Origin of the sequence: Thiosulfatihalobacter marinus (genome assembly GCF_016019955.1) — a bacterium.
Classification (GTDB): domain Bacteria; phylum Pseudomonadota; class Alphaproteobacteria; order Rhodobacterales; family Rhodobacteraceae; genus Shimia; species Shimia marinus_A.
This window is the reverse complement of record NZ_JAECRZ010000006.1, coordinates 13,338-40,328: the sequence shown is the minus strand read 5'-3', so window position 1 is coordinate 40,328 and position 26,991 is coordinate 13,338. Positions and strand designations below refer to the sequence as shown.

General features: G+C 66.3%; 15 protein-coding genes. 3 read left to right on the top strand and 12 right to left on the bottom strand.

Translation table 11 applies throughout. From position 1 onward, the window contains the following. Window positions 1–5: 5 nt before the first annotated feature. The 7 genes from I3253_RS10555 to I3253_RS10525 form a co-directional block, all read right to left on the bottom strand. Complete coding sequence (locus I3253_RS10555) at window positions 6–737, bottom strand: 4'-phosphopantetheinyl transferase family protein (protein WP_197917630.1); 732 nt, start codon at window positions 735–737, stop codon at window positions 6–8. After that, window positions 734–5,392 carry a MupA/Atu3671 family FMN-dependent luciferase-like monooxygenase gene (locus tag I3253_RS10550; protein ID WP_232236971.1) on the bottom strand — a complete coding sequence of 1,553 codons (4,659 nt, stop codon included), beginning with the start codon at window positions 5,390–5,392 and terminating at the stop codon, window positions 734–736. The genes I3253_RS10555 and I3253_RS10550 overlap by 4 nt, the downstream gene beginning before the upstream one ends. After that, window positions 5,389–6,414, bottom strand: a complete 1,026-nt coding sequence (locus I3253_RS10545; protein WP_197917629.1) for a glycosyltransferase family 2 protein — start codon at window positions 6,412–6,414, stop codon at window positions 5,389–5,391. Before I3253_RS10545 ends, I3253_RS10550 begins: the two co-directional genes overlap by 4 nt. Then, a complete protein-coding gene (locus I3253_RS10540; protein ID WP_332262130.1) occupies window positions 6,411–12,833 on the bottom strand; it encodes a type I polyketide synthase in 6,423 nt (2,140 codons plus the stop codon). The genes I3253_RS10545 and I3253_RS10540 overlap by 4 nt, the downstream gene beginning before the upstream one ends. A 109-nt stretch (window positions 12,834–12,942) precedes the next feature. Beyond that, window positions 12,943–14,310 (bottom strand): oligosaccharide flippase family protein, encoded by a 1,368-nt coding sequence (locus I3253_RS10535; RefSeq protein WP_332255678.1) that lies wholly within the window; start codon window positions 14,308–14,310, stop codon window positions 12,943–12,945. Beyond that, on the bottom strand, window positions 14,307–15,131 hold the full coding sequence (locus I3253_RS10530) for a glycosyltransferase (RefSeq protein WP_197917628.1): 825 nt from the start codon (window positions 15,129–15,131) through the stop codon (window positions 14,307–14,309). The genes I3253_RS10535 and I3253_RS10530 overlap by 4 nt, the downstream gene beginning before the upstream one ends. A gap of 93 nt (window positions 15,132–15,224) precedes the next feature. Further along, window positions 15,225–18,173, bottom strand: coding sequence for a calcium-binding protein (locus I3253_RS10525; protein WP_197917627.1), 2,949 nt, complete (start codon window positions 18,171–18,173; stop codon window positions 15,225–15,227). Between the two features lie 204 nt (window positions 18,174–18,377). On the opposite strand from I3253_RS10525, the gene I3253_RS10520 reads away from it, so the two are divergent. Further along, window positions 18,378–19,622: a serine hydrolase domain-containing protein gene (locus tag I3253_RS10520; protein ID WP_408647806.1), complete on the top strand. Its 1,245-nt coding sequence runs from the start codon at window positions 18,378–18,380 to the stop codon at window positions 19,620–19,622. A 42-nt stretch (window positions 19,623–19,664) separates the two neighbouring features. After that, the gene (locus I3253_RS10515; RefSeq protein ID WP_197917626.1) at window positions 19,665–20,942 is read left to right on the top strand and encodes a tetratricopeptide repeat protein; all 1,278 of its coding nucleotides are present in this window, start codon (window positions 19,665–19,667) and stop codon (window positions 20,940–20,942) included. Window positions 20,943–21,305: 363 nt separating this feature from the next. Here the strand turns inward: I3253_RS10515 and I3253_RS10510 are convergent, their stop codons facing one another. Genes I3253_RS10510 through I3253_RS10500 form a run of 3 tightly spaced genes read right to left on the bottom strand, consistent with a single transcriptional unit; the run spans window position 21,306 to window position 23,312 of the window. After that, complete coding sequence (locus I3253_RS10510) at window positions 21,306–22,100, bottom strand: metal ABC transporter permease (protein WP_197917828.1); 795 nt, start codon at window positions 22,098–22,100, stop codon at window positions 21,306–21,308. Next, the gene (locus I3253_RS10505; protein ID WP_197917625.1) at window positions 22,093–22,836 is read right to left on the bottom strand and encodes a metal ABC transporter ATP-binding protein; all 744 of its coding nucleotides are present in this window, start codon (window positions 22,834–22,836) and stop codon (window positions 22,093–22,095) included. The genes I3253_RS10510 and I3253_RS10505 overlap by 8 nt, the downstream gene beginning before the upstream one ends. Further along, window positions 22,833–23,312, bottom strand: a complete 480-nt coding sequence (locus I3253_RS10500; protein WP_197917624.1) for a transcriptional repressor — start codon at window positions 23,310–23,312, stop codon at window positions 22,833–22,835. Before I3253_RS10500 ends, I3253_RS10505 begins: the two co-directional genes overlap by 4 nt. An 89-nt stretch (window positions 23,313–23,401) precedes the next feature. On the opposite strand from I3253_RS10500, the gene I3253_RS10495 reads away from it, so the two are divergent. After that, on the top strand, window positions 23,402–24,337 hold the full coding sequence (locus I3253_RS10495; RefSeq protein WP_197917623.1) for a zinc ABC transporter substrate-binding protein: 936 nt from the start codon (window positions 23,402–23,404) through the stop codon (window positions 24,335–24,337). 46 nt (window positions 24,338–24,383) lie between these two features. On the opposite strand, the gene I3253_RS10490 is transcribed toward I3253_RS10495, so the two are convergent. Both I3253_RS10490 and I3253_RS10485 read right to left on the bottom strand, forming a co-directional pair. Further along, window positions 24,384–24,866 carry a DUF2165 family protein gene (locus I3253_RS10490; protein WP_197917622.1) on the bottom strand — a complete coding sequence of 161 codons (483 nt, stop codon included), beginning with the start codon at window positions 24,864–24,866 and terminating at the stop codon, window positions 24,384–24,386. Between the two features lie 63 nt (window positions 24,867–24,929). Then, window positions 24,930–26,591, bottom strand: coding sequence for an ABC transporter substrate-binding protein (locus I3253_RS10485; RefSeq protein WP_197917621.1), 1,662 nt, complete (start codon window positions 26,589–26,591; stop codon window positions 24,930–24,932). Window positions 26,592–26,991: the final 400 nt, after the last annotated feature.

Here is a 26,991-nt window from a genome sequence, read left to right as displayed (position 1 = left end):
TGTGGTCATCCAATGGCCGAAACGGGGAAATCGGCATTTCGGGATCCGCCCTGAGCGCCCAGCGCGACCATGGCCAGAACATGCCCGCCCACCGGGCCGACATGGCCCGTCAGGGTGCTGCCCGCCCGGATCGGGCCGATGGTGCGGCGGAACGTGGCGGCAAAATCGTCGCTGGCCGGGGTCAGGGCGACATGCACCGCATCAAACCCGAACAAAAGGCCGGTCAGCGCGAACTGGGCCTTGTAGACCGCTTCCTTGGCACAGAATATCCGGCGCGCCAGCGCGTGGCGCTGCATCGCCGGCATATCCGCCAGCCATGCCCGCTCCTCTGGCAGGCAGATTTCCGGCACCAGGTCTTCGGGCAGCGGCGCGTCGGGTTCGACATCCACGCCAAGCCCGCGATACCGGGTCGTGCGCGCCACAAGGGCAATCGCGCAGGTGGCATCGTGGCTGATCGCGCCGGTCAGCCCGGCAGGCCAGCGCGGCGCGCGGTTCTGCCCGCCCGGCAGCGGGCGCACCGGGGCGCCCAAAGCGGCCATGGCCTGGCGCGCGGCATGGCGCCCGGCGGCAAATTCGCGCCGCCGTGCCGGAATGGCGCGGGCAATGGCGGGGGCCTCTTCGGGCCAGACGGGTGGCGCGGGCTGGCGAATGTCGGCCAGGGCCAGGGCCACCCCGTCCGGGGCCCAGGCGCGGGCGCGCGCGGCCAGCGCGCTCAGATGATCGGGCGCGGCGCTCATTGGGCACCTGTGCGGCGGCGGGCACGCATGGCACGGCGCTTGGAGATCGCCTCGGCGCGGGCATCGGCCCGGCTGGCCACCTCTTCGGCCGGTGCCGCGGCGGGGCTGTCGGCGGGCCTGGCGCCGCCGGTCAGCTCTTCCAGCCGCCCGACCAGCGCGTTCAGCACCGGAAAGCGGAAGATGTCGGTGATCGACAACTGCGCCGCGCCGCAGCGGGCCTTGATCTCGCGATGAGCCTGCACCGCCAGAAGGGAATGCCCGCCAAGGTCAAAGAAATTGTCGGTGGCAGAGATCCCGCTCACGCCCAAAACCTCGGCCCAGACATCGGCGACAACCTGGCTCAGCGCGTTGTCCGCGCCGGCCAGCACCCTGACCGGCGCTGCCTCGGGCGCGGTCGCTGAAAGTTTGCGTGTCGCCTCGGGCGCGGGCAGCGCCTTGCGGTCGACCTTCTTGTTCGGGGTCAGCGGGAACCCGGCCAGCGTGACATAGTGCTGCGGGCGCATGAAATCTGGCAACGTGGCGCGCAGGGCGGTGCGAATCTCGGCATCTGCGGGCACGGACGCCCCGCGCAGATAGGCCACCAGCCGCACGTCGCCGGGGCTGTCCTCGCGCGCGATCACCACGGCCTGGTCGATCCCGGCGATCTCCTCCAGCCGGGTTTCGACCTCACCCAGTTCGATGCGATAGCCGCGCAGTTTCACCTGATGGTCGGCGCGCCCCAGGAAATCCAGCCTGCCATCCTGGCGCCAGCGCACAAGATCGCCGGTGCGATACAAGCGGCCTTTGCCAAACGGGTTGGCGACAAACCGCTCTGCCGTCAGCGCCGCGCGCTGCCAATAGCCGCGCGTCACACCCGCGCCGCCGATATACAGCTCGCCCGGCACGCCAACCGGGGCGGGCGCGCCGTCTTCGTCAAGCACATAAAGCCGGGTATTGGCGATGGGCGTGCCGATATTGGCCACCCCTTCGGACGGGTCCGCCGGGCCGGTCGACGACCAGATTGTCGTTTCGGTGGGGCCGTACATGTTCAGCACGTCGGCCCGGGTTGCCGCGTTCAGATCAGCGACCAGCGCGCCCGAAAGCGTCTCGCCCCCGATCATCAGGTGCTTCACGCCGCCAAGCGCAAAGCGCGCCTCGTCATTCATCGCGATCATGCGTGCCATGGACGGGGTGCATTGCATATGGCTGACCTCGTGGCGCAGCATCTGGGCCGCGATCGACGTATCGGACGGGTCCAGTTCGCCACCCTCATTGGCGCGGCGCAGCACCTCGGCCAGCGGGCGCAGACCCTGCAACACGGTCGCCGGGGCGATACCGTAATCGATCAGACAGGCGATTTCCGTCACGCCGATACGTTTGACCTGCTCCACCCGGTCCAGCGCGTCCTCAACGGTGCCAAACAGCCCGCTGTCCTCGAAATAGCGCAGAAAGGCGAAATCGAGGATTTCTTCCAGCTCCTCGGGCGACAGGATGCCAAGGTCCAGCTGAAACGCATTGTCCACACCCTCGGGCCGCTTGAAGGCCGGAAAGGCCCAGGCATAGGATTTGATCAGCCCGGCGGCGCTGCGCAGATAATCCTTCATCGGCTCGCGCGCGATCTCGCGCGCGGTGTCGCGATCCCCGGCCAAAAAGCTGTGCAGCATCAGCGTGACGGTGAAATCATCCGGGTTGTGTCCCGCCTCGCGCAGCGCATCGTGATAAAGCGCGATCTTCGCGCCCACCTCGTCAATGCTTTGGCCCAACAGATGAGTCAGCACGTTGCACCCGCGCCGTCCGGCATCCTTCCACGTTTCCGGGTTGCCCGCGGTTGTGACCCAGACGGGCAATTCGCCGGAGACGGGGCGCGGCTGGGTGACGACGGCATGCAGGCTGCCGTCCTTGCGCGGGAATTCCACAGCTTCACCGCGCCACAGTTTGCGCAGGTCTTCAAGCTGTTCGAACATCACGTCGCGGTTGCGCGGCGGCGTGTTTTCCGGGCGCAGCACAAAATCGTCCGGCTGCCAGCCGGCGGCAATCGCCAGCCCGGCGCGCCCGTTGGTCAGATTGTCGATCACGGCCCAGTCTTCGGCCACACGGGCGGTGTGGTGCAGCGGGGTGACACAAGATCCGGCACGCACGCCGATCTGTTTGGTCACGGCGGCCACGGCGGCGCCGGTCACGGCGGGGTTGGGATAGGGGCCGCCAAAGGCGTGGAAATGCCGTTCCGGCGTCCAGACCGCGCAGAACCCGTGCTCGTCGGCAAATTTCGCGCCTTCCAGCAGGGTTTCATATTTCTTCGATCCGACGCCATCGTCATTGCCCCAGTAATAGATCGAGAATTCCATCCCCCCGGCGGCGGCGGGCAGGCGGCCGTTGGAAATCTGGGTGGTGGTCTCGTCGCCCGACAGCACCAGCCTGAAGCCCCGCGCCAGCGTCCAGAACAGTTCCAGCACGGAAATGTCGAAGCTGAGCGAGGTTACGGCCAGCCATGTGTCGCCCGGCGCATGGGGAATGCGCGCATCCATCCCGGCAAAGAAATTGGCGACGTTGCCGTGTTCCACCATCACGCCCTTTGGGGTGCCGGTAGAGCCGGACGTATAGATCAGATAGGCCAGATCGCCGCCCGCCGTGATCGCGCCGGGGGTGCTGTCAGCCGCGCTGTTCAGCCGCGCATCGGTATCCATCTCCAGCAGCTGCGCCTGATGCGGTGGCAAATCGGCGGCAAGCGCGGCCTGCGTGACGATCACGCCACAGCCCGAATCCGCGATGTAATGCGCCAGCCGGTCCCGCGGATAGGCGGGATCAAGCGGTACATAGGCGCCCCCGGCCTTGAGGATCGCCAGTGCGCCGACCACCAGATCGGGTGTGCGCCGCGTATACAGCCCCACCAGCGATCCGCGCGTCACACCCATGTCGCGCAGCACATGCGCGGCGCGGTTGGCGCGCGCGTCCACCTCGGCGTAGCTGAGGATTTCGTGGCCGAACACCAGCGCCGGGGCGTCTGGAGTCCTGGCCACCTGTGCCTCGAACTGGGCGGGCAGGGTGAAATCCGCGTCGAATTCGGTATCCGTGGCATTCCAGCGTTCCAGCAGCTCGGCGCGTTCGGCATCGGGCAGGATCGGCAGGGCGCTGACCGCGCTGTCATCCGTCATCGCACCGGCCAGCAATTCCAGCCGGGCCACCAGCCGCGCGGCATGGTCGGCGGGCACGCGGGCCGCATCGTAATGCAGGGTCGCGGTGCCCTCCGTCAGCACAAACGACAACGCCGCGCCTTCCAGCGGGCCATGGCCGGGATCAAGGCACAGGGCCAGATCGGGCATGGCGGGCGGGGCGAGTTTGGGGTCGCGCGCGATCAGGTCGCGGGCAAAGCTGCCGTTTCCGTCGCACAGCGCGGCCTCAGCCCCTATTGCGCCGCGCGCCGCGCCCACCGTGCCCTTCAGCAGTCCGGCGTCCAGCCGCAGCGGCACCCAGTCGTTCAGATAGCCGGCGGCATGGGGCGCTTCGGCCCCGCGATAGGCGATGTCGCACGCCTCGGGCGCGCCCGAGCGCAGCGCCCAAAGCGCCAGCGCCGTCAGCGCATCCGCGCCGCCCAGATCCACCGCCATGCGGCGCATGTCGGGCAGGTCGCCGGGCGCGCCGGTCAGCGGCAGGGTCGCGGGCAGAAACCCGGCCAGCCGCTTGCGCCAGAACGGTTCGGATTTCGCCGCCGCGCGCATGGTTGTGGCCAGCGCCCCGGCCGCGGCGCGATCCGCCATCGGCAGGCGCTCTCCGGTGCGCAGGATGTGGCTGAGGATTTCGCCAGTCCCGTCCGTATCGCTTAGCCGCGACAGGATCACCGCCCCACGGCCACAGGCGACGGTCACGCTGTCATCCGACACCGCCAGCACGGCGCCCGGTTCGCCGTGCCCGGCGCTTTCGGCCAGTTCCGCGCCGCCCACCACAAGCACCCGTCCCCCGGCCACGATCTTGGGCGCGGTGATCGGGTTGAAATAGTCGCCGTGATCCAGCGCGCGCACCAGCGCCACCACCTCTTGCGCGTCCCGGCGGAAATCCAGCCGTCCGGCGCCAGCGGGCATGTGGGCGCGCCCGAAATAGCTGCGCAGGGTCATGTCCTGCGCGCGCCGGGCGGGCAGCCCGTCGGCCAGCGCCTGCACCACTTCCGGGAAGCTGTCGATCGCGGCGGCGTAACATTTGGTGTTCAGCGTCAGCGCGGTATCCGTCCGGGAAATATCGAACATGCGTTGCACAAGGATGTCGCCGGTATCGGCCCCGGTTTCGATCATGTGCCAGGTGATGCCATGGCGCGGTTCCTGCGCGATGCGCGCCCAGACCGGCGCGTTCAGCCCCGCATAGCGCGGCAGCGGTCCATCGTGAAAATTCACGGCGCCCCGCGCGGGCAGGCGCAGCACCGCGTCGCCAAGCATGTCAAGATTGGCCACAGAGAGCAGCCAGTCAAATTCCAGCGCGCTCAGTTCCGTTGCCAGGTCGCCATCCGACGCGATCACCGAATGCCCCGCCTCGGTTGCCCAGCGCGCGATCTCGGGCGACCGGGTGACAATCGCGGCAATCCCGCCGCCGGTGTCGCGCCACAGGGTCGCGCACTGGATCAAAAGGCTCTCGTTGCCGATGAAAACGGCGGACATCGGGCTGTTGGCGGAAATCGTATCAAGGCTCATGGCAATTCTCCCCCGCTTGCGGGTTCAGGTGACAACGGAAACTTGGGTATTCGGCTACGTTCGCGCGCATTGGTCTTGAGAGAGGTCTTGCAGCTATGTGAGACCAGATCCCAAAGGAACCAGTCCGGATCGCGGCGGGATTTCCCGCCGATCAGGCGACGCAGCCGCCAGATGAGCGCGCCGGCAACATGCGCCAGCGTCGCGGCCCCGGCATACAGCCCACCATGGTTGCGCCGGAAATAATAAAGGCGGCTGTCAAACCAGTAGCGGGGCATTCGGGTCCAGATCTTCATGCCGGTAGAGACCGATCCGATATGCGTCACCTCGCTGGCGCGCACATAATCGGTGGCCCATCCGGCCCGCGCGGCGCGCAGGCAAAGATCGGTTTCCTCAAAGTAAAGAAAGAAAGCCTCGTCAAACAGGCCAATCGCCTCCAGCACCTCGCGCCGGATCATCATTGACGCGCCCGCCAGCCAGTCCACCCGCGTGGTCACGGCGGGGATGGGCAGCGGGACGATGTGTTTTTCCAGCATCCTGCTGACCGCGCCAACCCGCGCCGCGCCCTCCAGTTCGCCCCAGATCGAGGGGAAGCGGAACGCGGTCAGGTGCGGGTCTCCGTCCGGCCCGTGGATATAGCTCCCGGCCAGCCCGGTTTGCGGCGATGCCTGCAAATGATCCAGCAGGATCCGGATGCTGCCCGGATCGGGGAAGGCATCGGAATTCAGGATATAGACATAGTCATACGCGCGCCGGGCAAAGCCATGGCGGATACCCGCGTTATTGCCGGCGCCAAAGCCACCATTATGGCCGGACTGGATCACCTCGATCCGATCCTCGGGCCAGCCGCGCCGGATGATTTCCGCCCGGATTGTCTCGAACGACCCATCGCCGCTGTCATTGTCGACGATCACGATCTGCCCGGCGATACCCTGCATCTCGCGCAACGCGGCCTCGGCCGATTGCAGCGTCATGTCGGGTGTCTTGTAGTTCACGATCACGGTCAGCAGCGACGGGGCGGTCATTCGGCGGCCTCCCGTCTTTGGGGTGCGGGGCTGGCCTTTTCGGCCTCGGCAATCACCTGTTTCATGCGCGCCGCCAGCACCCGCACATTAGGTTCCAGCACCATGCTGTCATGGTCGCCCGGCACTTCGAATACGCGCAGGCCGGGCACGAACCGGCCCCAGTCATTGTCGTGGAACACATAGGCGCGATCACGATCCACAAGCCGTCCGCCACCCATGTCCCACGTGCCGGCCAGCGGCGGGCGGAACAGGACCAGGTTGCCGCCCCAACCCTGTATCGGATAGCGCGCCACCGCTTGCAGGAAGGCGCTCTCGATCTCGGCGTCGTGGAATTGCTGGCCGTGTGCCTCTTGTCCGGTCTCCTTGGGCGCGCGACGTTTTTCGATCTCCCACGCGATCCGGTTCCTGGCCCAGACCAGCGGATAGGCGATGCCCCTGGCCCGGAACTCCTGTATCTGGATTTTCATGCGGTCCGCACGAGACAGCGGGCGGCGCACGGGCAGGGGCGTATCCAGCATGGCAACCAGCGAAACGGTTTCGCCGGCGGCCTCAAGCTGGCGGGCCATTTCATAGGCGGTGATGCCGCCACCCGAAAAGCCCCCCAACAGGTACGGCCCGTGCGGCTGCACCTGGCGCATTTCGCCGATATAATCCGCCGCGGCACGGACCAGATCGTCATGCGGGGCCGCGTCGCCGAACAGCCCGCGCGCCTGAAGGCCGTAAAAGGGGCGGTCCGTGCCGATCAGATGTGCCAGGTGGCGCAGGTTCAACACGTTGCCGAACATGCCCGCAACCAGGAAGAAGGGCGTTTTGGAGCCGCCCTCCCCCTGGTGCATCGGCACGAGATGGGTAAAGCGGCGGGCAGGCGCCGCCTCGGGCGCGGGCGCGCCGTCGGCGGCGCCTTGGGCGTCCGGCCCCAGCCGTTCGGCGATCATCGCCGCACATTTCTCGATGGTGGGGGCCTCGAACAGGATCGAGATCGGGAAATCGATCCGATAGGCCTTTTTGACCATGGCGAACAGGCGTACCGCGATCAGCGAATGCCCGCCCAGATCAAAGAAGCTGTCGCGGATGCCCACTTTGTCAACGCCCAGCAGATCCTGCCAGAATCCGGCCAGCGTGCGTTCGATATCGTTGGCAGGCTCTACATAATCCGTGTCCAGCTCGGGCCGCTCGAATGCCTGCCCGTCGCCCGTGTCGCGCGACATTGCCGCCCCGGCCTGCGCGATCAGCGCGGGCAGGTCGAGAGAGGAGATCACCACCTGTTGCAAGGGCCCGCCCATGGCGGCCTCGAACATGTCCGCACCCTGTTGCGGCGGGATGCCCTGTGTCAGGTTATGGGCCAGTCGTTCCTCGGCCGCCGAAAGCGGCGCCTGCGCGTCGGCGGAGTCGTCGAATGTCACCTCGCCATTGCGCAGCGGTTGGGCGCGGGCAAAGCCGGCGGCGGTGTCCACACGGCGGATCGACAGGCCCGAAATCTCGCAACATACGGTTCCGTCCGGCGCGGCCAGGGTCACGTCAAAGCTGGCCATGCCCTCGGCGCCGCTGCCAGAGGACAGGCGCACATGGCTGACGATCCCGGGCGGCAGGGGCGACAGCAGGCGCAGGGCGCCATAGCTGACCGGCACCCACAAATGGCCGCGCCCGTAACCGGGGATCAGGTCCATCGCCCAGCCGGTGGCAATGTCCAGAAGGCCGGGATGCGCAAGGCAGCCATCATCGGAATATCCGGGGTCCAGCGACAGCGTGGCAATCCCCTCACCCTGCCCCAGCGCGGTGTCGCGCAGCACTTTCCAGCGCGGGCCGAATTGCAGATGCGCCTCTTGCGGGGTGGTCAGCGCGGCACCCTTGCCGGCATCCACCCTTGGACAACGCGCACGGATGGCGGCGCTGTCCAGCCGCGGCGCGGCGGCGTCCCGCACGGGGAGCAGCCGCGCTTCGGCATGGGTCTGCCAGCCCTTTCGCCCCTCCAAAAGGCAGGCGCTTTGCAGCTCGAACCGGTAGCCTTCGTCGCTGCGGATCAGGCGCACGCGCAGATCGGCCCGATCGCCGTCAGCCGCCATCAACGGGCGCAGGAACAGCAGGTCGCGGATTTCAAACGGATCATTTTCGCCATGCGCGGCCAGCGCCTCGAACGCCAGTTCGATATAGCCCGTCCCCGGCAGCACCGCCTGCCCGTCAATGGTGCGATGCTCATCCAGAACCCAGCGGGTTGTGTCATAGCTTGCCAGAAAGATCCGCGCGCCCGTGGCATCGAACCCGGCAGTGTCCAGCATCGGCGCGTCGATCGGCTGCAATGGCATCTCCGGCGCGGTGCCGCTGCGTGCCGCGACGGCCTCGGCGGCCATGCCGACCTCGGCCCAAAGCCCCCAGTTGATCGCCCGCACACGGGTTTTGCCACCGGCGCGGGCCTGTGCATAGCCGTTCAGATAGGCGTTGGCGGCGACATAATCGATCTGCCCGGCGGGGGCGGTCGCGGTCGAGGAAGAGGCGAACAGCGCCAGCCAGTCCAGCGCGCCATCCGGGAACAGTGTTTCCAGCACCTGCACCCCATGCAGCTTGGGCGCCAGCACATCGTCGATCCCGGCGGATGTCTTGGCCAGAAGCGGCCCGTCATCAATTACCCCGGCGGCATGGATCACCCCGTTGATCGCGCCAAAGGCGCCGCGCGCCGCCGCAACGGCCTTTTGCATCTCGTCCAGGTTGCACACATCCGCCGCAAGGCACAGCACGGTGCCCCCCAGCGATTCCAGCCGCTCTACCGCCCGGATGCGGCGCGCGGTGCGATCCATCGGGCCGTGGCCACGCAGATAGCTGTCCCATGTGTCGCGCGCCGGCAGCCCGTCACGCGAGACCAGCACCACATTGGCCCCGGCGGTGCGAATGGCGCGCTCGGCCAGAGTCAGGCCAATGCCGCCAAAGCCGCCGGTGATCAGGTAGGTGCCACCCGGCCTCCATACGGGTGCGTCTGGCGCATCCAGAGCCACCTTGCGATAGCGCCGTTCAAACCGCTTTTCGCCGCGCAGCGCACCGATCAGGTTGCGCGGGCTTGCCATCAGATCGTCCAGCAGGCGCAGGGAAAGCGCGTCCCGCCCCTTGCGCGCGGGCGGTTCGACATCCAGCAGCGTGCAGGTCACGCCCGGCAGTTCGCGCGGAATCACCTGGACCGCGCCCAGCAGGGTGGATTTCTCGGGATAGAGCAGCGGCTCGCCCCGCACCTGCATGGCGCCCGAACTCACGGCGGTGACATGCAGCGGGCGGGGCAGGTTTTCATCCGATATCGCCTGCGCCAGGAAGAACAGGCTCATCAGCCCCTGTTCCTGGTTGCGGTGGAAAAAGCTGGATCCGGGACGGTGGGTTTCCGCTTCGGTCAGCAGCCACATATGCACGATGCGGTCCGGCACCCGGCCCCGGCCCATCAGGTCCTGTATCAGCGCGTCATAGCCGTCGCGCCCGCGTTCGGGGGCCAGCGCATAGGCGTCGGGCCCGGTCTGGGCAAAGGCATCGCCCGTCGCCACGGTCACGACATCATGGCCCGCCGCACGCAACCGCGCGGCCAGCGCGACACCCGTGCCGCCCTCGTCGGCAAAGATCAGCCACGAGTGTTTCGGGGCGGTTGCCAGTTCGGTTTCCACGTCAATCTCGCACTCGGCAAGTGCGGGCCGCCACGCGGGCGCCCAGGTCCAGTCGGCGCTGTCCTCCAGCCGCATCAGCGGATCGTCGGGCGCCTCGATCCGGGCCTGCCCCGGCTCGATGAAATAGCGCGACCGCTGAAAGGCATATGACGGCAGCACCACCTTTTGCCGGGGAATGCCGCCCCGGTATTGTTCGAAATCGACATCGACGCCACAGGCCCACAGCTGGCCCAGAACCGTAAGGAACCAGGCATCGTCGGCAATGTCATCCTCGGGGTGACGCAGCGAGGACAGCACCTTGTCGGGCCTGACCTGCCCGTGCATTTTCACCAGCGAAGACAGCGCCTTGCCGGGACCAACCTCCAGATAGACCCGCGCGCTCTCTTGTGACAGCGTGGTGATGCCATCGGCAAACAGCACCGTATTGCGCAGGTGTTGCACCCAGTAATCGGGGTCGGTGGCTTCGCTGTCCAGCAGGGCCGCGCCGGTACGGTTCGAGATGATCGGCAGGCGCGGCGCGTGCAGCGGGATGGCGCGCAGGTAGTCACCGAACCGGCTCAGGATCGGCTCCAGCATCCGCGAATGGGCGGCAATGTCGATGGCAATGCGCTGTGTGTCGATGTCATCCGCCGCCAGTGTTCCGGCCAGCGTTTCAAGCGCGGCATCGGGGCCGGAAATCACCGTCAGCGCGGGCGCGTTCACCGAGGCGATATCGCAATCGTCTGTCAGGTAGGGCCGCAGCTCTGCCAATGGCAGCGGCACCGACAGCATCCCGCCCGGCGGTACGGTGTCAAACAACTGACCGCGCAGTTGCACAAGGCCAAGGCAATCTTCGAAGGACATCACACCCGCGACGCAGGCGGCAGTGTTTTCGCCCATGGAATGCCCGACAAGCGCGCCGGGTTTCACGCCCCAGCTGATCCACAGCTGCGCCAGCGCATATTCCACCATCATGATCAGCGGCAATTGCAATGACGGGCGTTTCAGCCGCTCTTCGGCCGCTTGCGCGGCCTCTTCGCCCTGCGCAAGCCACAGCGCGCGCAGCTCTTCGCCGCCCTTGCCCGCCAGCACGTCAAAGCCACGGTCCATCCAGTCCTGAAACACCGGTTCGGTTTCATACAGATCCCGTCCCATACCGACATATTGCGCCCCGCCACCGGGGAACATGAACACCATTTCGGGCGTATCGGTATCGGCGGCGTGGGTGAACACCCGGCGCGGATCGCCGCTTTCCAACAGGTCGGCGGCCTGTTGGTGGGTTTCGGCCACCACCACGCGGCGTTTCTCGAATGCGCGGCGCCCATTCAGCAGCGTATGGGCGACATCTTCCAGCGGCTGTTCGGGATGGGCGCGCAGGTGGTGCGCAAGGCGGGCCGCGTTCGCGTCCAGCGCCCTGGTGGACCGGCCCGACACCACGAACAGTTGGAACGGCCAGTCCGAAGGTTCCGATTGCGGGCGGGCGGGGGCCTCTTCAACCACCACATGCGCATTGGTACCGCCCACGCCAAGCGAGTTCACCCCGGCGCGGCGCGGTCCGTTTCGGGCTGTCCATTCCGTCAGCCTGTCGTTCACCCGGAACGGGCTGGTGTCGAAATCTATCGCGGGGTTGGGCGCCTCATAGCCCAGCGATGGCGCCATTTGCCGGTGATGCAGGCTGAGCGCGGTCTTGATCAGGCTCGCCGCGCCCGCCGCCGTGTCAAGATGCCCGATATTGGTTTTCACCGATCCGATCCGGCAGAACCCGGTATCTTCCGTGGTTTCGCGGAACGCCTCGGTCAGCGCCGCCACTTCGATCGGGTCGCCCAGATAGGTGCCGGTGCCGTGGCATTCCACGTAATCCACCGTATCGGCGGGCACATCGGCGATTGCCAGCGCATCGGCCACCGCCGCCGCCTGTCCGTCGACCGAGGGCGCCAGATATCCGGCCTTGGCCGAGCCGTCATTGTTGACCGCCGAGCCCTTGATCACCGCCCAGATGTGATCGCCATCGGCCACCGCATCCGCGAGGCGGCGCAACACGACCACCCCGGCACCCGAGCCGAATACCGTGCCCTGGGCGCGGTGGTCAAACGCGTGGCAATGCCCGTCGGGCGACAGGATCTCGCCCTCTTCGAACACATATCCGCGCCCCTGCGGCAGCTCGATCGTCACACCGCCGGCCAGCGCCATGTCGCATTCGCCGTTCAGGATCGACTGCGCCGCGTAATGCACCGCCACCAGCGAGGTGGAACAGGCGGTTTGCAGGCCCAGCGAGGGGCCCTTGAGGTTCAGAAAATGGCTGAGCCGGGTGGACAGGAAATCCTTGTCGTTGCCGGTATGGCGCAACAGGAACATGCCGGTCGAATCCACCAGATCGCGGTTCGAACAGATGTTGAAATAGAAATAGCTGCCCATGCCGCAGCCCGCGAACACACCGATGGGCCCGTCAAAGTTCTCGGGCATATGGCCGGCGTTTTCCAGCGCCTCCCAGCTGACCTCCAGAAACTGGCGGTGCTGCGGATCCATGATCGCGGCTTCCTTGGGCGACAGGCCAAAGAAATCGGCGTCGAAATCGGCAAACCCGTCCAGCATCGCGGCGGCGGGCACGTAATTGCGGTGTTTCATGCGGGCCGGGCTTTCGCCATTGGCCTCCAGTTCGGCCGCGCTCAGCCGGGTGATCGATTCGATGCCGTCGCGCAGGTTTTGCCAATAGGCATCGATCCCCGGCGCACCGGGCAGGTGGGCGGCCATGCCCACAATCGCGATATCGGTCTCGCTTATGCTGTTGTCACCCTCGTCACTCACCGCTCACAACCTGCTGCCAAATGGACGCCACAATTTGCCCGGACTTTCGCGCCCGGACGTATTCTTGTCTTCGAAGATACGCCCGGAACCGCCCGTTACAAAGGTCGAATCAAGGCAAATTGAGGGCGGACAGGCCGGTGATCGCGTCCTGGTTGAGCCAAAGCGCAAGGGCCGCGATGCCCAATCCGACGGCCCAGAACAGCGCGTCATGGCGTGCGTCCCACGCCCCGTGGCGCCGCGCCAGCCACACCACCACCGGGTAGGCCAGCACCATCGCCGCCCCCTGTCCAAGCAGCGCGCCGATCAGCCCCATCCGGCTGGCGCCGATCAGCAGCCCGGCCATCATCAGCCCGGCGCGGGTGGCGGCCAGCACGAAGAACCCGCGCGAATCCCCCGCCGCCAGCGCCGCCGTGTCATAGGTGATCACGATCAGCTGCGGGATCTGCATCAGCGCCAGCAACACCACAACGCCCCCGGCCAGCGCATAGCGCGGATCATACAGGATCAGCACCAGCCACACCCCCAGCACGGCAAAGCCGAAGAGCATGGCAAACAGCCCCGCCGACAGCATCATCCGCATCCGGTGCAACGCGGCGAAATTTGCGGCGTTCCCGGCGGGCGGTCTTTCGCGGTAGACCGGGATCATGATCCGCCGCACTACCATCGCCCCCAGCAAAAGCGGAAAGGACGCCAGGAAATAACCGATATTATACACCCCCAGCGCGCCCAGGCTCAGGTATTTGCCCAGCACGATCTTGTCACCCTGGCTCAGCAGGAAACCGGCGGCAGTGGACAGGAAGATCCACTTGCCGAAATGGATCAGCTCATGCGCCGCCCGTGGCTCCCAGCGCGGGCGGTTGGTCGCGCCGGGCAGCAGGAACATGTACAGGACCAGCGCGATCAGGTTGGACGCGACCGCATTGGCCACCAGCGCCCAGACCGAGCCGGTGATCCAGGCCACCAGCACCCCTACAGTCAGCCCAAGGGCTTGCGCTGCAAGATCGATCGCGGTCAGCCGGCCCAGCACCAGCTTGCGGTTGGCCAGGTCGCGCTTGGTGGGCAGCAGCCCCATCAGGAACAGCGTCAGCCCCACAACCGGCAACAACTCGCGCAGCTCTGGCGCGTTGTAGAAATCGGCCACCGGCGCGGCCATGACCCATGTCGCGATCCAAAGGATCAGCCCGCGCAACACCTGAACCGTCCAGGCGGTATCCAGAAAATCCCGGTCCTCGCCGCGTTTGGATTGCAGGATCGACTGGCCGACGCCCATGTCGGAAAAATTGCTCAGCCCTTGCAGGAACACCCAGACCAGGCTCATCACGCCAAACGCCTCGGGAAACAGCAGCCGCGTCAGAATCAGGTTCGACGCCAGACGCAACGCCTGAGACCCGCCATAGCCCAGCACCGTCAGCATCGACGAACGCAAGGCGCGCGCGCCCAGCCCGTCGCCGCGCATCAGGCCCCGCAGGCGGCTCACCGGCCCCGCTCCCATGCGGCGTGCCGTTGCGGCGTCAGCTTCACGATCAGCGCCACGCCGCCATAAACCGCAAAGCCAGGCGGATCCGACAGCGCCAGCCCCAGCTTTTGCCACACCGACACCGCCGGCGTGTCGTCGTTGCCGGGCAGGTCCGGGTAAAGCCGGGCGATCTCGGCCACCCCGGCATTCTGGCGGCGGCGCACCCGCACCAGCGCGCCGAACCCTTCGACCAGCGGCCAGTCATAGCCCGACGCCACGCCGATCCGTTCCCGCGGCGCAAAGCTGAGCCGCACAAAGGTGTCGTCAGATATGATGTCGGGGAAATCGCCCCACCGCGCCCGCCCCGCGCCATTTACCGCAAATAGTCCGGCGCCGGGCACGTCCTGGGTGACAAAGGGCACACGCGCATAGATGCGGGCATAGGCGCGCGTGGCCCGGCTTTGCGCGCGGGCCAGCCGCATACGGCCGCTGGCATACCGCGGCTGATCGGTGGACAGCGCCCCGGCAATGTCGGCCATCAGCGGCGCGTCAACCACAACATCGGCATCCAGATAGGCGCGCATGTCGTGGCGCGCAACGCCGTCACCGGCGTTCAGCGCGCCGGGCTTGCCGATCCCGGGCAACTCCAGAACCAGCAGCTGCCAGCCGCGCGCCCGCGCCTGTCCGGCAAAGCCGCGCGCCCGGTCCGCCGTGTCATCGGTGCAGCCATTGGCCACCACCACCACCTGCGCGCCCTCAGGCCCGTCCGAGTTCAGCAACGCCGCAAGGCACGCGCCGATATGCGCGGCTTCGTTACTGGCCGGGATGATGATGCTGATCACGACTGCTGCTGCGCCCTGCTTGTCTTGCGCCAGAGCCTAACAGATGGGATCAGGGCCGGGCAGGGGGATTTTGCCGGGCAGGCCGGGCCTGTGTCACAAAAGCCCGGCAATGGGCAGGATCAGCGCCGGGTTGTCGGCAAAGGACACGGCCTCGATGCCGGTCAGCAGGTAATCGCCCTGCGCGCCCTGAGCCCGCACGCGCGCGCCGTCGCGCGAAAACCGGTAATCGGCGCGGTTGCCGGGCAGTTCGGCCCGGTCAGTGCCGGGGCCGCCATGCAACAGGTCGCCGCGTCCGCGCGCCACCAGAACGTCATCGCCCGCGCCGCCCAGAAGGATGTCGCGTTTGGCGGTGCCGGTCAGCCGGTCGCCGCCGTCGCTTCCGGCAAAGATGCCACCATGCAGAAATGCCCCCTCGGCGCGCGGTTCGGCCCAATGCGCGCCGCGTTGGTTATAGGCGATCAGCGCGTCGTTGCGCGGGGTCTTGTCCCACAGGTGGCGCAGATGCCCCCAATTGCCCCATTTGCCCGGCTGGCCCACATCGGTAAAGGCGTTGAAGCCGCGCCCGCCCAGCGCCGCCCATCCGTTCAGAAGCTCTTCATACAACACGCCCAGCTCGTCGCTGGTGCTGAAGGCCGAAAAATAGTCCGTCAGTTCGGGCACGTTGGTCCATTCGCCCACCCCGGCCACATGGCTGCCGCCTTCGTACATGACCAGCGCCAGATCATAAGCGCGCGCCACCTTTGCCTGATAGGGCAGGGCCTTGGTCAGGATGTGGCGCAGGCTGCCGCTGCGCAGCGCCTCGGCGGTGGGGCCGTGCATCCCGTCATATTTGCGCGCCTCGACATAGGCATCCAGCGCCGCGCGTTGCAGCCCCTGCGCCGCGCCCTCCGCGCGCGCCTTGTCCGCCGCCCGTCTCAGCCGCTCCAGCACGCCGGGCGCGCCGTCGTCCATGCCCAGTTCCACGCCGAAATAACCGGTAACCGCATAGGCATCGAACTGTGCGACGGGGGGCGGGTTGCCCTCTTTCTGCCAGAGCGGCGCCTCCAGCAGCCCCTTTTCCAGGCCGGGCCAGTCGGTGTGGGTGGCCGCCACGCGCACCAGCCGCTGATGGGCGGCGTCGCCGAACACGTCGCCCCAGATACGGCCCATCCCGGCGGCCTTCATGCCCGCGAACTGCATCCAGGCGTCATCCGCCGCGCCCGCGCCCCAGCGTTTTTCCGCCTCGGCCAGCGCCCATTGCGCCTGTTGAAACCCCCAGTTCCACAGCTCGTTGGAATATTCCACATAGGCCATCAGGCCGGGGTCCAGAGTGTCACGCACATAGGTGGCAAAGCGGCGCATGTAATCGTCATCCGCCAGATGCGGCATGGTGAACCACGGATCGGCGCCGATCTCGTTGGCCAGCCGCACCATGATTTCCACCGGCACGCCGCGCCAGCTCCAGGAAAAATCGCTGATCAGCGGGCGATCCTGCCAGGAGCGGATGGTGGACCCGTTGGTCTGCATCCAGTTCATGAACCGCACCATGCGCAGATCGTCGACCACCGCGATCCAGTCGGGATTGAACACCGCGCCGGCCTCGTAAAGCGGGATCTGATCCTGGGCGACCACCGCGATGTCGCGGATATAATCGCCGGTGCGCGCCGGGTCGGTGGCCTCGATGCGCAGCCCCACCGGCCCGTCGCCCGGTGTGTAGTCGAACCAGATTTCGCCCGGATCGTCCCGCACCACCCGCGCCCGTCCCGTCACCCGCAGGGTGCCGCCGCCGGCCCATGTCACGCGATAGCGCCCGGCCAGCCCGGTGGCGGCCTCTGGCTGATCGGTCAGCAACAGCGCCTCGACCGCCTCGATATCCCCGGGGATGCCCCAGACCCAGCCGTTTTCGTCCAGCAGCCCGCGCGCTTCCATCTCGTCGGGATCAACCCCGCCCCACTGGCCGGGCAGGTGCCCGGTCCAGCGGCGGGCGGTTTTCATGCGGTCGATGAACGGGTGCTGCGTGGTCCAGTCGTTGATCCCCGCCAGCCCCATCGCCAGCGCCGGATCGGCCAGCCCCAGCCCGCCGCCGCCCTGCTGCGCCGGGTCGCGCGCCGGGGTTGCGAAAGGTTGCGCGCCACCGGTTCCGGCGGTCGTGACGGTGGCCGGCATCGGCGCGCCGGCGCTGTCCCGGGACTGCATGATCCGCATGATCTCGTCGCGCACCGCGTCCCAATACAGCCGCACATCCGCATGGATGGTCTCGGGCAGGTCCAGCGTTTCGGGAAGCGGCGTGTCAAACAACCCGGCATAGGTGATTGCCCCGGCCAGGAAATACAGCGTCGCCGTGCCATGCGGCGCGTCGTCGGAATACAGGTCCTGCGCGCCCAGCCCGTCCAGAACACCGCCATCCAGCAACTCGCTCAGCACGCTGGCCACCGGGATCATGTCGATGCGCAGCTTTGGCCGCGCGGCGCGCAGCTTGCCCAGGTAATCCACATACCAGTCATGATAGGCGCCCGCATTGTAGCGCAGATAGGCGCGCAACTTGCGGTCCGAGGGCGGAAACGGCTGGGCATACCCGGCCATGTCGGCCCAGCCCTCGTACAGGATGAACCGCTCTGGCGCGGCCTCCTGCTGCATCCGGTCGATCAGCGTCAGCGTGGCCGACAGGGGCGAACTGCCGTCGTCATTCTTGCCGTCATAGGGCCGGTCGGCGGGCTGGTACTGAATGAAATTGGCCGGGTTGAACATCACCGCGTCCCAGCCGACATCGCCGAAATTGCGATACTGCCGCGTCCAGCCCCGGTTCACCGCGCCAAAGCGCCAGTTGGCCGAGGGCCGGTCCGCACCGGCGAAATCGCGCATGAACCCCCATTGCCCGTCCAGCGCAAACTCTTCGCCCGCCGCGCGCGCCAGATAGGCAATCCAGTGCGGCGCGCTGGTTTCGTCACTGTCGGTCAGGTGGTGGATCAGGCTGTTGCCGAACACATACAGCTTGAGCGGTTCGGCCCGCGCCACGCCGGTCAGGAAGAAACAGATGGTCAGTGCCGTTCCGATCAGTCGCATCCGGGATCCCTCGCTTGTGCCTTTCCAACTATGTGGCGATTCCGCTGCATGTTCCAAGGGGCGTCGCCTGTACCTCGACAAGACCGTGACATTTGCCCGCCCGCGCGGCACATGGCGAAACTACGTATTCTTACCGCCTTGCCCGCCCTTGTTTCCCAAGGGCAGTCTGGGGGCAAGGACAAGTCACAGGACCGGGAGGGCATCATGATCGGCGTGGCGGATGCACAGGCGCGGGGCTTTGATCCCGGCCGGCTGGCGTGGATAAGCGCCTGGATGGACAGGTTGGTTGCCGATCGCAAATATGCCGGCAATTCGCTGCTGATCGCGCGGGGCGGCGATATCGTGTTCGACCACGCCACCGGTCTGCGCGACCGCGAGGCCGGTCTGCCGTTCGCGCGCGATACCGTGGCGCGGCTTTACTCGATGACAAAACCCGTCACCACGGTGGCCCTGATGATGCTGGCCGAACGCGGCCTGTTCCATCTGGACGCGCCGGTTTCGGAATTCATCCCCGCCTTTGCCGACTGTCACGCGCTGGTGCCCGGCGCCGTGATGCTGGATCAGACCGAACCCTGCCCCACGCCCACGCTGCACCAGCTGGCCACCCATACCAGCGGGCTGAGCTATCCGTTCAATCCCGGTGTGCTGGCCCGCGCCATGGACGCCGAAAAGATCATCTTTGGCCCCACACAGGGCACTCTGGCCGACATGGCCAGCCGCACCGCCGCGCTGCCGCTTGGGTTTCATCCCGGCACGCGCTGGGAATACTCGGTTGGCATCGACATCCTTGGCCGCGTGATCGAGGTGGTCTCGGGCCGGCCGCTGGACGAATTCTTCCGCGCCGAAATCCTGGATCCGCTGGGCATGTCGGAAACCGGGTTTTCTGTCATGCCAGGCACACAAGACCGGTTTGCCGCGCTTTATACCCCGCTGGAAGGCGACGCGATGGCGTTGAACGAGGCGCGCAGCGGCGGTGAAACGCTGCGCCTCAGCCAGGCGCCGCAGGGCGCGCCCTATCTGAACGCGTCCCTGTATTCCGGCGGCGGCGGGCTGGTGGGCACGATCGACGACTACCTGCGCTTTGCCGAGATGCTGCGCCGGGGCGGGGCGCTGGGCGATGCGCGGCTGTTGTCGGATCGCACGGTGCGGTTCATGACCGCCAATCACCTGCCCGGCGACATCGCCTCGATGGGGCCGGAAAGCTTTGCCGAACAGCCGATGGAGGGCATGGGGTTCGGTCTGGGCGGTGCCGTGGTGCTGGATCCGGGCCGCGCCCGCTGTCCCGGCAGCATCGGCGATTTCAGCTGGGGCGGCATGGCCTCCACCTTCTTCTGGATCGATCCGGCCGAGGCGCTGTCGGTGGTGTTCTTCACCCAGCTGTCCCCCTCCAGTTCCTATCCCACGCGGCCCCAGCTCAAAGCCCTGGTGCACGCCGCGCTGACAGGGTGAATTTTCTGCTCTAGGCTGATCCCGGAAACAGGAGGGCAGCCGATGGCGTTACAGGACGGTTACTCAAACGACATCACCACCACATCCTCACGGGCGCGCGATGCCTATGACCGGGGCGTACAGCTTTTCCTTGCGGCACAGTTCGGGCCGGTCGCGGCATTCGGGCAATGCGTGCAGGCCGATCCCGGCTTTGCGCTGGGCCATGCCGCGCTGGCGCGGGCGCGGATGATGGGTGGTGACATGCCCGGTGCGCAGGCCGCGATTGCCACGGCGACCGGCCTCGGCAGCAACGACCGGCGCGAGGCACAGCATATCGCGGCCATGGCCACCCTTCTGGCGGGGAACGCCGCCGAAACGCGCCGCCTTGTGCTTGCCCATGTGCGGGATTTCCCGCGCGACGCGCTGGTCGCGCAGCTTTGCTCCAGCGTGTTCGGGCTGATCGGCTTTTCCGGCAAGATCGGGCGCGAGGCGGATCTGCTGGCCTATACCACCGCGCTGCTGCCGCATTACGGCGAAGACTGGTGGATGATGTCGATGCATTCGGTTGCCCTGTGCGAAACCGGGCAGGCGGACGCGGCGCTGACGCTGATGGACAGGGCGCTGGCGCTTAACCCGGCAAATGCCAACGGCGCGCATTTCAAGGCCCATGCGCAATACGAGGCGGGCGGCACCCACACCGGGCGGGCCTTTCTGGATGACTGGATGCAAGGCTATGACAGCCGCGGATTGCTGCACGGGCATCTCAGCTGGCACGCCGCGCTGTGGGCGCTGCATGATGGGGACGCGGCCGGCATGTGGCGGGCGCTGGACGGCGGCGCGGTGCCGGGGGCCGGGCACAGCCTGCCGCTCAACGTGCTCACCGACACGGCGGCGATGTATCACCGCGCCGAACTGGCCGGGATCGCGGTGGATCCGGCGCGCTGGGCGGCGCTCAGCGATTACGCCGCACAATATTTCCCGACACCGGGCCAAAGCTTTGCCGATATTCACGCGGCGCTGTCGCATGCGATGGCCGGGCAGGGCGACAGGCTGGCGGTGCTGGCCGAAGCCGGTCGCGGCTATGCCGGGGATCTGGTGGGTCCGGTGGCGCGCGCCTGGGGCGCCATGGCGCGCGGGGACTGGGGCGCGGCGCTGGCCGATCTGACCCCGGTGATGGCCCAGACAGAGCGGCTGGGCGGCAGCCGGGCACAGCGCGACCTGCTGGAGCTGACCTGGGCCAACCTGCTGCTCAAGCTGGGCCTTACGGACGAGGCACACCGCGCGCTGCGAACCCGCCGCCCGATGCTGGCCGACGCGCCGCCGGTTGCCGGCTGGGGTTAGGGTCAGGACCCATTGATCCTGCACCACTGGTTTAACAGATTTGCTGTCTGACGACGTACAATGCCGCAGGAATAGCGGGTCTATTTCAAGGCATTGAAAGAACGTCAGGCGGCAAATCCGTCAAATCCGCAGGACGCCAAATCCACCTCATCCCAGCGGCTTGGCACGCTTGGAAATAGAGCCACTATGTCCGGCGCGCGCCAAACCCCCGATATTTCGTGGATTTGGCGCCAGTGGTGCAGGATCAATGGGTCCTGACCCTAATGCGCCGCGCGCTGCGTCAAGGCCGGGATTTTGCCAATCGGGACCGATGCGGAACCGACGTGATACCGACGCGTTGCCGAAACGGGTTATTCATGAAAATCAGCGCGTTAACCCGATTCGCGCCGCGATATTGGTCAACCCGAAGATCACTGCCGCCGCGCTTACGATCGATGGTCCCGCCGGGGTGTCATACATATAGGACACCCACAGCCCCGCCATCGCCGCCGCCGCACCGACCCCGGCGGCACCCAGCGCCATGGCCTCGGGGCCGCGCGCCAGCGCCCGCGCCGCGGCGGGCGGAATGATCAGCAGCGCCACGATCAACAAGGCCCCCACCACCTTGATCGCCACCGCCACCACCAGCGCCAGCGACAGCGCCAGCACCATCTGTTCGCGCCTTGGGTCGATCCCGCTGGCATAGGCCAGATCGGGGTTCAGCGTGGCGGTCAACAGCCCCTGCCAACGCCAGGCCATCAGGCCCAGAACAAGCCCCGCCCCGCCCCAGATCACCGCCAGATCGGTCTTGCCAACGGCCAGGATATCCCCGAACAGATAGGCCATCAGATCAACCCGCACACCTTGCAGAAACGAGACCGCCACAAGCCCGAAGGCCAGCGCGGAATGCGCCGCCACCCCCAGCAGCGTGTCCATCGCATAGCCGCGCCCGCTCAGGTTGGACACGGCCACCGCCATCACCAGCGCAATCGCCAGCGCCCCTGTGAAAACAGAGGTTCCCAGCGCCAGCGACAGCGCCACGCCCAGGATCGCGGCATGGGCCGTGGCATCCCCGAAATAGGCCATCCGGCGCCAGACCACGAAACAGCCCAGTGGCGCGGCAGCCAGCGCCACACCGATCCCGGCCAGCCCGGCGCGGATCAGGAAATCGTCAAGCATGGGGATCATCCAACGCGCCGTGATCATGGTGGTGGTGATGGTCATGCGCATGTCGGTAGAGCGCCAGCGCGCCATGGGTGCCGGTGCCGAACAGCGCCCGGTATTCCGGCGCAGAGGCAACCGTTTCCGGCGTGCCGTGACAGCAGACATGCCCGTTCAGGCACACCACCCGATCGCTGGCGCTCATCACCACATGCAGGTCATGGCTGACCATCAGAACCGCCGCGCCGGTCTGGGTACGGACCTGCTCGATCTGGCGATACAGGTCCGCCGCGCCGGGCTGATCCAGCCCGGTGGTGGGTTCGTCCAGGATCAGCAGGTCGGGTTCTTCCAGCAGGGCCCGCGCCAGCAGGGCGCGCTGGAACTGGCCACCCGACAGCGCCGACATCTGCCGCTCTTCCAGCCCCGGCACCCCGGCGCGCGCCAGAGCCGCGCCAATCGCGGGCCGGGTGCGACGGCGTGGCAAAGACAGGAACCGGTTCACGGTCAAAGGCAGCGTGGGATCAATCGCCAGGCTTTGGGGCACATACCCGATCCGCAGGCCCGGGGCACGGGAAACGCTGCCGCTGTCCGGGCGTAACGCCCCGATAATACAGCGTAAAAGCGTGGTCTTGCCAGAGCCGTTCGGGCCGACAATGGTAACGATCTCGCCCTTGTCGATGGTCATGTCGACTTCCGCCAGCGCCTGATGCGCCCCGTGGGCCTTGCCAAGTTTGCTGACGGTGATCAGGCTCATTCCGGGGCGGTCTCCTGACAGGCGGGGCACAGGCCCTCGGCCTCGATCACGGTGCTTTCGATGGCAAAGCCCGCGGCCCGCGCGGCGGTGCCCAGGCTGGTCCTGGTCGGCAGGCCGGTTTCGGCCACGGCGCCGCAGATGCGACAGATCAGGAACACCGGCGCATGATCGTCGGTGGGGTGGGTACAGGCGACATAGGCGTTCAGCCGCTCGATCCTGTGGGCAAACCCGTTGCCTACCAGAAAGTCGAGCGCGCGATAGACAACCGGCGGCTGCGCGCCGAAACCTTCATCGGCCATCAACCCCAATATGTCATACGCGCCCATGGCCCGGTGTTCTTCCAGCAGGATTTCCAGAACGCGCCGCCGCCCCCTGGTCAGGCGCAGGCCACGTTCGATACAGGCCGCCTCTGTCGCTGCCATGCTGCCAGCGATGCAGGCGGTATGATCATGGGTTTCAAAGCCGATCCTGGTCATCAATATCCTCGTCAATGGGGCTTGATATAGTATAACATTTCGACTAGAGCCAGTGCGAAAATTCACCGCCACACCCGCAGGACCGTGCCATGACCCTGATCGCCCGATTGATGACCATCGCGCTGTTTTTGCCCAACGCCGTTCTGGCCGAAATGCCCAAGGTTGTAACGGACATTGCGCCGGTGCATTCATTGGTCGCCGACCTCATGCAGGGGGTCGGAACGCCCGACCTGCTGATCCCTCCGGGCAGTGAGCCGCATGACTATGCCTTGCGCCCGTCCGACGCGCGCGCGTTGCAAGATGCCGATCTGGTCGTGTGGGTCGGGCCGGCACTGACCCCGACACTGGGTGACACCATCGCCCGGCTGGCCCGTGACGCCGGGCAGATCGCTCTTCTGAGCCTGCCCGATACGGTCCGTTACAACTATGACGATGCGGCAGTGTTCAGCGCAGAGGATCGTGGTCATGAACAAGGCGAGCATGATGGCGGCATCCATGACGAAGGGCTTGATCCACACGCCTGGCTTGACCCGGCAAACGCCCAGGTGTGGGTTCAGGTCATCGCCACCCGCCTGGCCCGGATGGATCCCGCCAATGCCACGATCTATGACACGAATGCCCAGCTGCTTCAGGCGGCGCTGTCCGATTTGACGGCCCGGACCCAGGCCACCATGGCGCCGCTGAAAGACAAGCGGTTCCTGGTGTTTCACGATGCCTATCAGTATTTCGAGACCCGCTTTGGCCTTCGGGCAACAGGCGCCCTGCTGGAAAGCGACGCCACCCAACCCAGCGCCGCCCGGCTGGCTGCGCTGCGCGCCGAACTGGAGCGTGCGCCGGTGGAATGTCTGTTCACCGAAGCGCAGGTCAACGACAAGGTATCACAGGCGGTCACGGGTGGCGCGGAGATCCCCACCGCCACGCTGGACCCGACCGGCATCGATCAGGGCCCCGGCCCGCAGCTGTATCTGCGGCTGATAGAGCAGATGGCGGATCAGTTTGCCACCTGTCTGGCCGGGAACGGCTAGTACGCCGAAAGGTGGATACAAGGCGGCTGTCGCGCGCCCGTGCCGGTCACAGACTCAGGAAGATCATGTTCCCCAACCCCCAGAGCACCATCTGGAAATGGGTGTTCTGTGCGCCGTCATGGCAAAACCAATAGGCAAAATGCTCTCCGACGATCAGAAAGCCGGCCCAGACACAGGTGAAAGTCAGGGCGCCCAGAATGGCGACGGATCTGGCGCTGGACACTGGGACGGATCCAAACAACGCCAGCCCCATAAGAACGACGCCGGTCCAAAGCAGGATCAGCGCCAGACCTTCGCCCAGTATCGCCAGCCGAAAGGCCGTGCGCTGGTACGACCGCTGCGGGACCGCGCGATGGGCCAGGCGTGCGTATTGCTCGGGGAAATCCGTCTTCATCCGATCCAGCGTCATCACCTGTGCGGTGAAGGTCTCATTCACGCTGGGGTGAAGGATATTGTCCCGCATCCCCAGCGCCAGCCACAGGGCCGGAAGCGCCAGCGAAACGGTTTGCGCGAGCAGGATCATATCCATTGGCGGCACCTTTCATGAAAACGGGCCGCCCAAAGGCGGCCCGCAGGGTCTTGTTTTGCTGGATCAGGTCCAGCGCAGCTGCGCCGGACGGATCTCGAAGGTGATATGGTGCGCCCCCCCTTCCAGACCTGTCTTGGTGTGGTTGTAAAGCGAACGCCAGTAGGGCTGAATGGTGACGCCGTCCTCCTGAAGCATCATCTCGCCCTTCATCATCAGAGCGCGGCGCTTTTCGACATCCGCCGTGGCCAGCGCCATTTCCAGGTTGGCGTCGAACTCGGGGTTGGAATAGCCGAATTCGTTCCAGGCCTCACCGGTGCGGTAGGCCAGTGCCCAGATCTGGACACCCAGCGGACGGTGGTTCCAGTTGGTCGAGCTGAACGGGTATTTCGCCCAGTCGTTCCAGAACGTGTTGCCGGGCAGCACGGTGCGCTTGATGTTGAACCCGGCGTCGCGCAGCTGGGCGGCAACGGCGTCGGTGGTGTTCTTGCGCCACGCGTCGTCGATCGAGATGATTTCCATCTCGAAATCGCCCATGCCCGCCTCGTCCAGAAGCGCCTTGGCGCCCGCGGGATCGTGCTTGGGCAGGCCGATATCGGCAAATTCCGGATGCGCCGGACCGACATGGTGGTTCTGTGCCACAACCCCGCGGTTGTCATAGCCCAATTCCAGCAGAACGTTGTTGTCCACCGCCATCGCAATGGCCTGACGCACGCGCTTGTCGGCATAGGGCTTGACGCCGTCCACCTCGGCAAGCTGGTTGGGGCGGATCACGATGGTGGCCATTGTCACCACTTCGTTCTCGTTCCAGTCATCCAGCGAGCTGATGATGTCGATGAACTCACCGTCAACCGAATACAGCATGTCCACTTCTTCGGCCTCGGCCGCGGCAACCCAGGCCGCCGGATCGGTGCCGTAATCGACATATTCGATACGGTCCATCCACGCGCCGTTGCCTTCGTTCCACCAGGTGTGGTTCTCGTTGCGCACCAGCACACCCTTGACGCCCACTTCCATGCTTTCCGGCAGATACGGGCCGGTGCCGATCGGGTTGGTCAGCATGTTGTTGGGATCATGCGAGCTGTGCACCACCGCGCCGGGATAATCGGCCATACCCGCAATCAGCGAAATGTCCGGCTTGGGCAGCATCAGCTTGACGGTATGGCTGTCGACCACCTGAATGCTGCCTTCGATCGCCTTGCCGGTATCGGCGTCGATCAGGGTGGCGAAACGGCCGGCCATCGAGTTGCCCTCGACATCCTTTTCGCACCACATCGCGATATTGCGGGCCACGTCCTCGGCGGTGAAATCATCGCCATTGTTCCATTTCACGCCCTTGCGGACATTCAGCGTGTATTCGGTGGCGTCGTCATTGATGTCCCAGCCTTCCAGAAGCGAGGGCTGGAACGTGCCGTCGTTTTCATAGGTGACAAGATATTCCAGCCACCCGCGCGAGAAGTTGGCAATCTGCGACCAGTCATAGGTGCGCGGATCCTTGAGCGCGCGCACTTCCTGCTGGATGCGCACCGTGCCGCCCATCATGCCGTCGCTTGCGGCGCGGGCCGGCGCGGCCATGCCCAGCATGCCATAGGCCGTGGCGGCGGTAGCGCCGAACGTGCTGGCCAGTGCCAGGAATTCGCGGCGGCTGACGGCATCGTCCCCGACCTTGTCGGCCTGATTGACGATCACGTCCGGCAGCGGCTGTCCGTTACGTTTGAAAAAAGTCATGATTTTCCTCTCTGTTGGTTCTTTGGGGCAAGCCCCGTATTGCAGCTGACCTGCTTATCTGTTCGGCAGCCCCGATGGCCGCTGTTCGGTGGTGTGCCGGTGTGTCCCGGTCGCCAAAGCGCCCGGTATTCGGGCCTTGCACGGCATTTCAACACGATCCTCGCTTTCAACCTCTCTCATCCAGCCACAGCGACCCGTCCGGTTGCAACAGGAAACTGAGCATTTTTTTGTGAGGAGCGGCCAATCGCGGGCGGCCAATAGCCCGGTTGGGCGTGAGTGTTGCCCAAAAGGGGGCCGGTCTGGGTGCGGATGCAATTGCATGCGTAATCATAGGTTCAGCCCACTGCGATTCCTCTGGTCCGAATCCGACCCTACGAGGGCCATATTCGACACCCGGGGT

What these genes read in the sequence shown, in the direction of transcription:
- I3253_RS10525 (WP_197917627.1), bottom strand. Translation starts at nt 18,173, where the DNA reads ATGCGACTGATCGGAACGGCACTGACCATCTGTTTCTTCCTGACCGGC.
- I3253_RS10555 (WP_197917630.1), bottom strand. Translation starts at nt 737, where the DNA reads ATGAGCGCCGCGCCCGATCATCTGAGCGCGCTGGCCGCGCGCGCCCGC.
- I3253_RS10505 (WP_197917625.1), bottom strand. Translation starts at nt 22,836, where the DNA reads ATGAGCCTGATCACCGTCAGCAAACTTGGCAAGGCCCACGGGGCGCAT.
- I3253_RS10515 (WP_197917626.1), top strand. Translation starts at nt 19,665, where the DNA reads ATGGCGTTACAGGACGGTTACTCAAACGACATCACCACCACATCCTCA.
- I3253_RS10510 (WP_197917828.1), bottom strand. Translation starts at nt 22,100, where the DNA reads ATGCTTGACGATTTCCTGATCCGCGCCGGGCTGGCCGGGATCGGTGTG.
- I3253_RS10500 (WP_197917624.1), bottom strand. Translation starts at nt 23,312, where the DNA reads ATGACCAGGATCGGCTTTGAAACCCATGATCATACCGCCTGCATCGCT.
- I3253_RS10520 (WP_408647806.1), top strand. Translation starts at nt 18,378, where the DNA reads ATGATCGGCGTGGCGGATGCACAGGCGCGGGGCTTTGATCCCGGCCGG.
- I3253_RS10485 (WP_197917621.1), bottom strand. Translation starts at nt 26,591, where the DNA reads ATGACTTTTTTCAAACGTAACGGACAGCCGCTGCCGGACGTGATCGTC.
- I3253_RS10490 (WP_197917622.1), bottom strand. Translation starts at nt 24,866, where the DNA reads ATGGATATGATCCTGCTCGCGCAAACCGTTTCGCTGGCGCTTCCGGCC.
- I3253_RS10550 (WP_232236971.1), bottom strand. Translation starts at nt 5,392, where the DNA reads ATGAGCCTTGATACGATTTCCGCCAACAGCCCGATGTCCGCCGTTTTC.
- I3253_RS10495 (WP_197917623.1), top strand. Translation starts at nt 23,402, where the DNA reads ATGACCCTGATCGCCCGATTGATGACCATCGCGCTGTTTTTGCCCAAC.
- I3253_RS10545 (WP_197917629.1), bottom strand. Translation starts at nt 6,414, where the DNA reads ATGACCGCCCCGTCGCTGCTGACCGTGATCGTGAACTACAAGACACCC.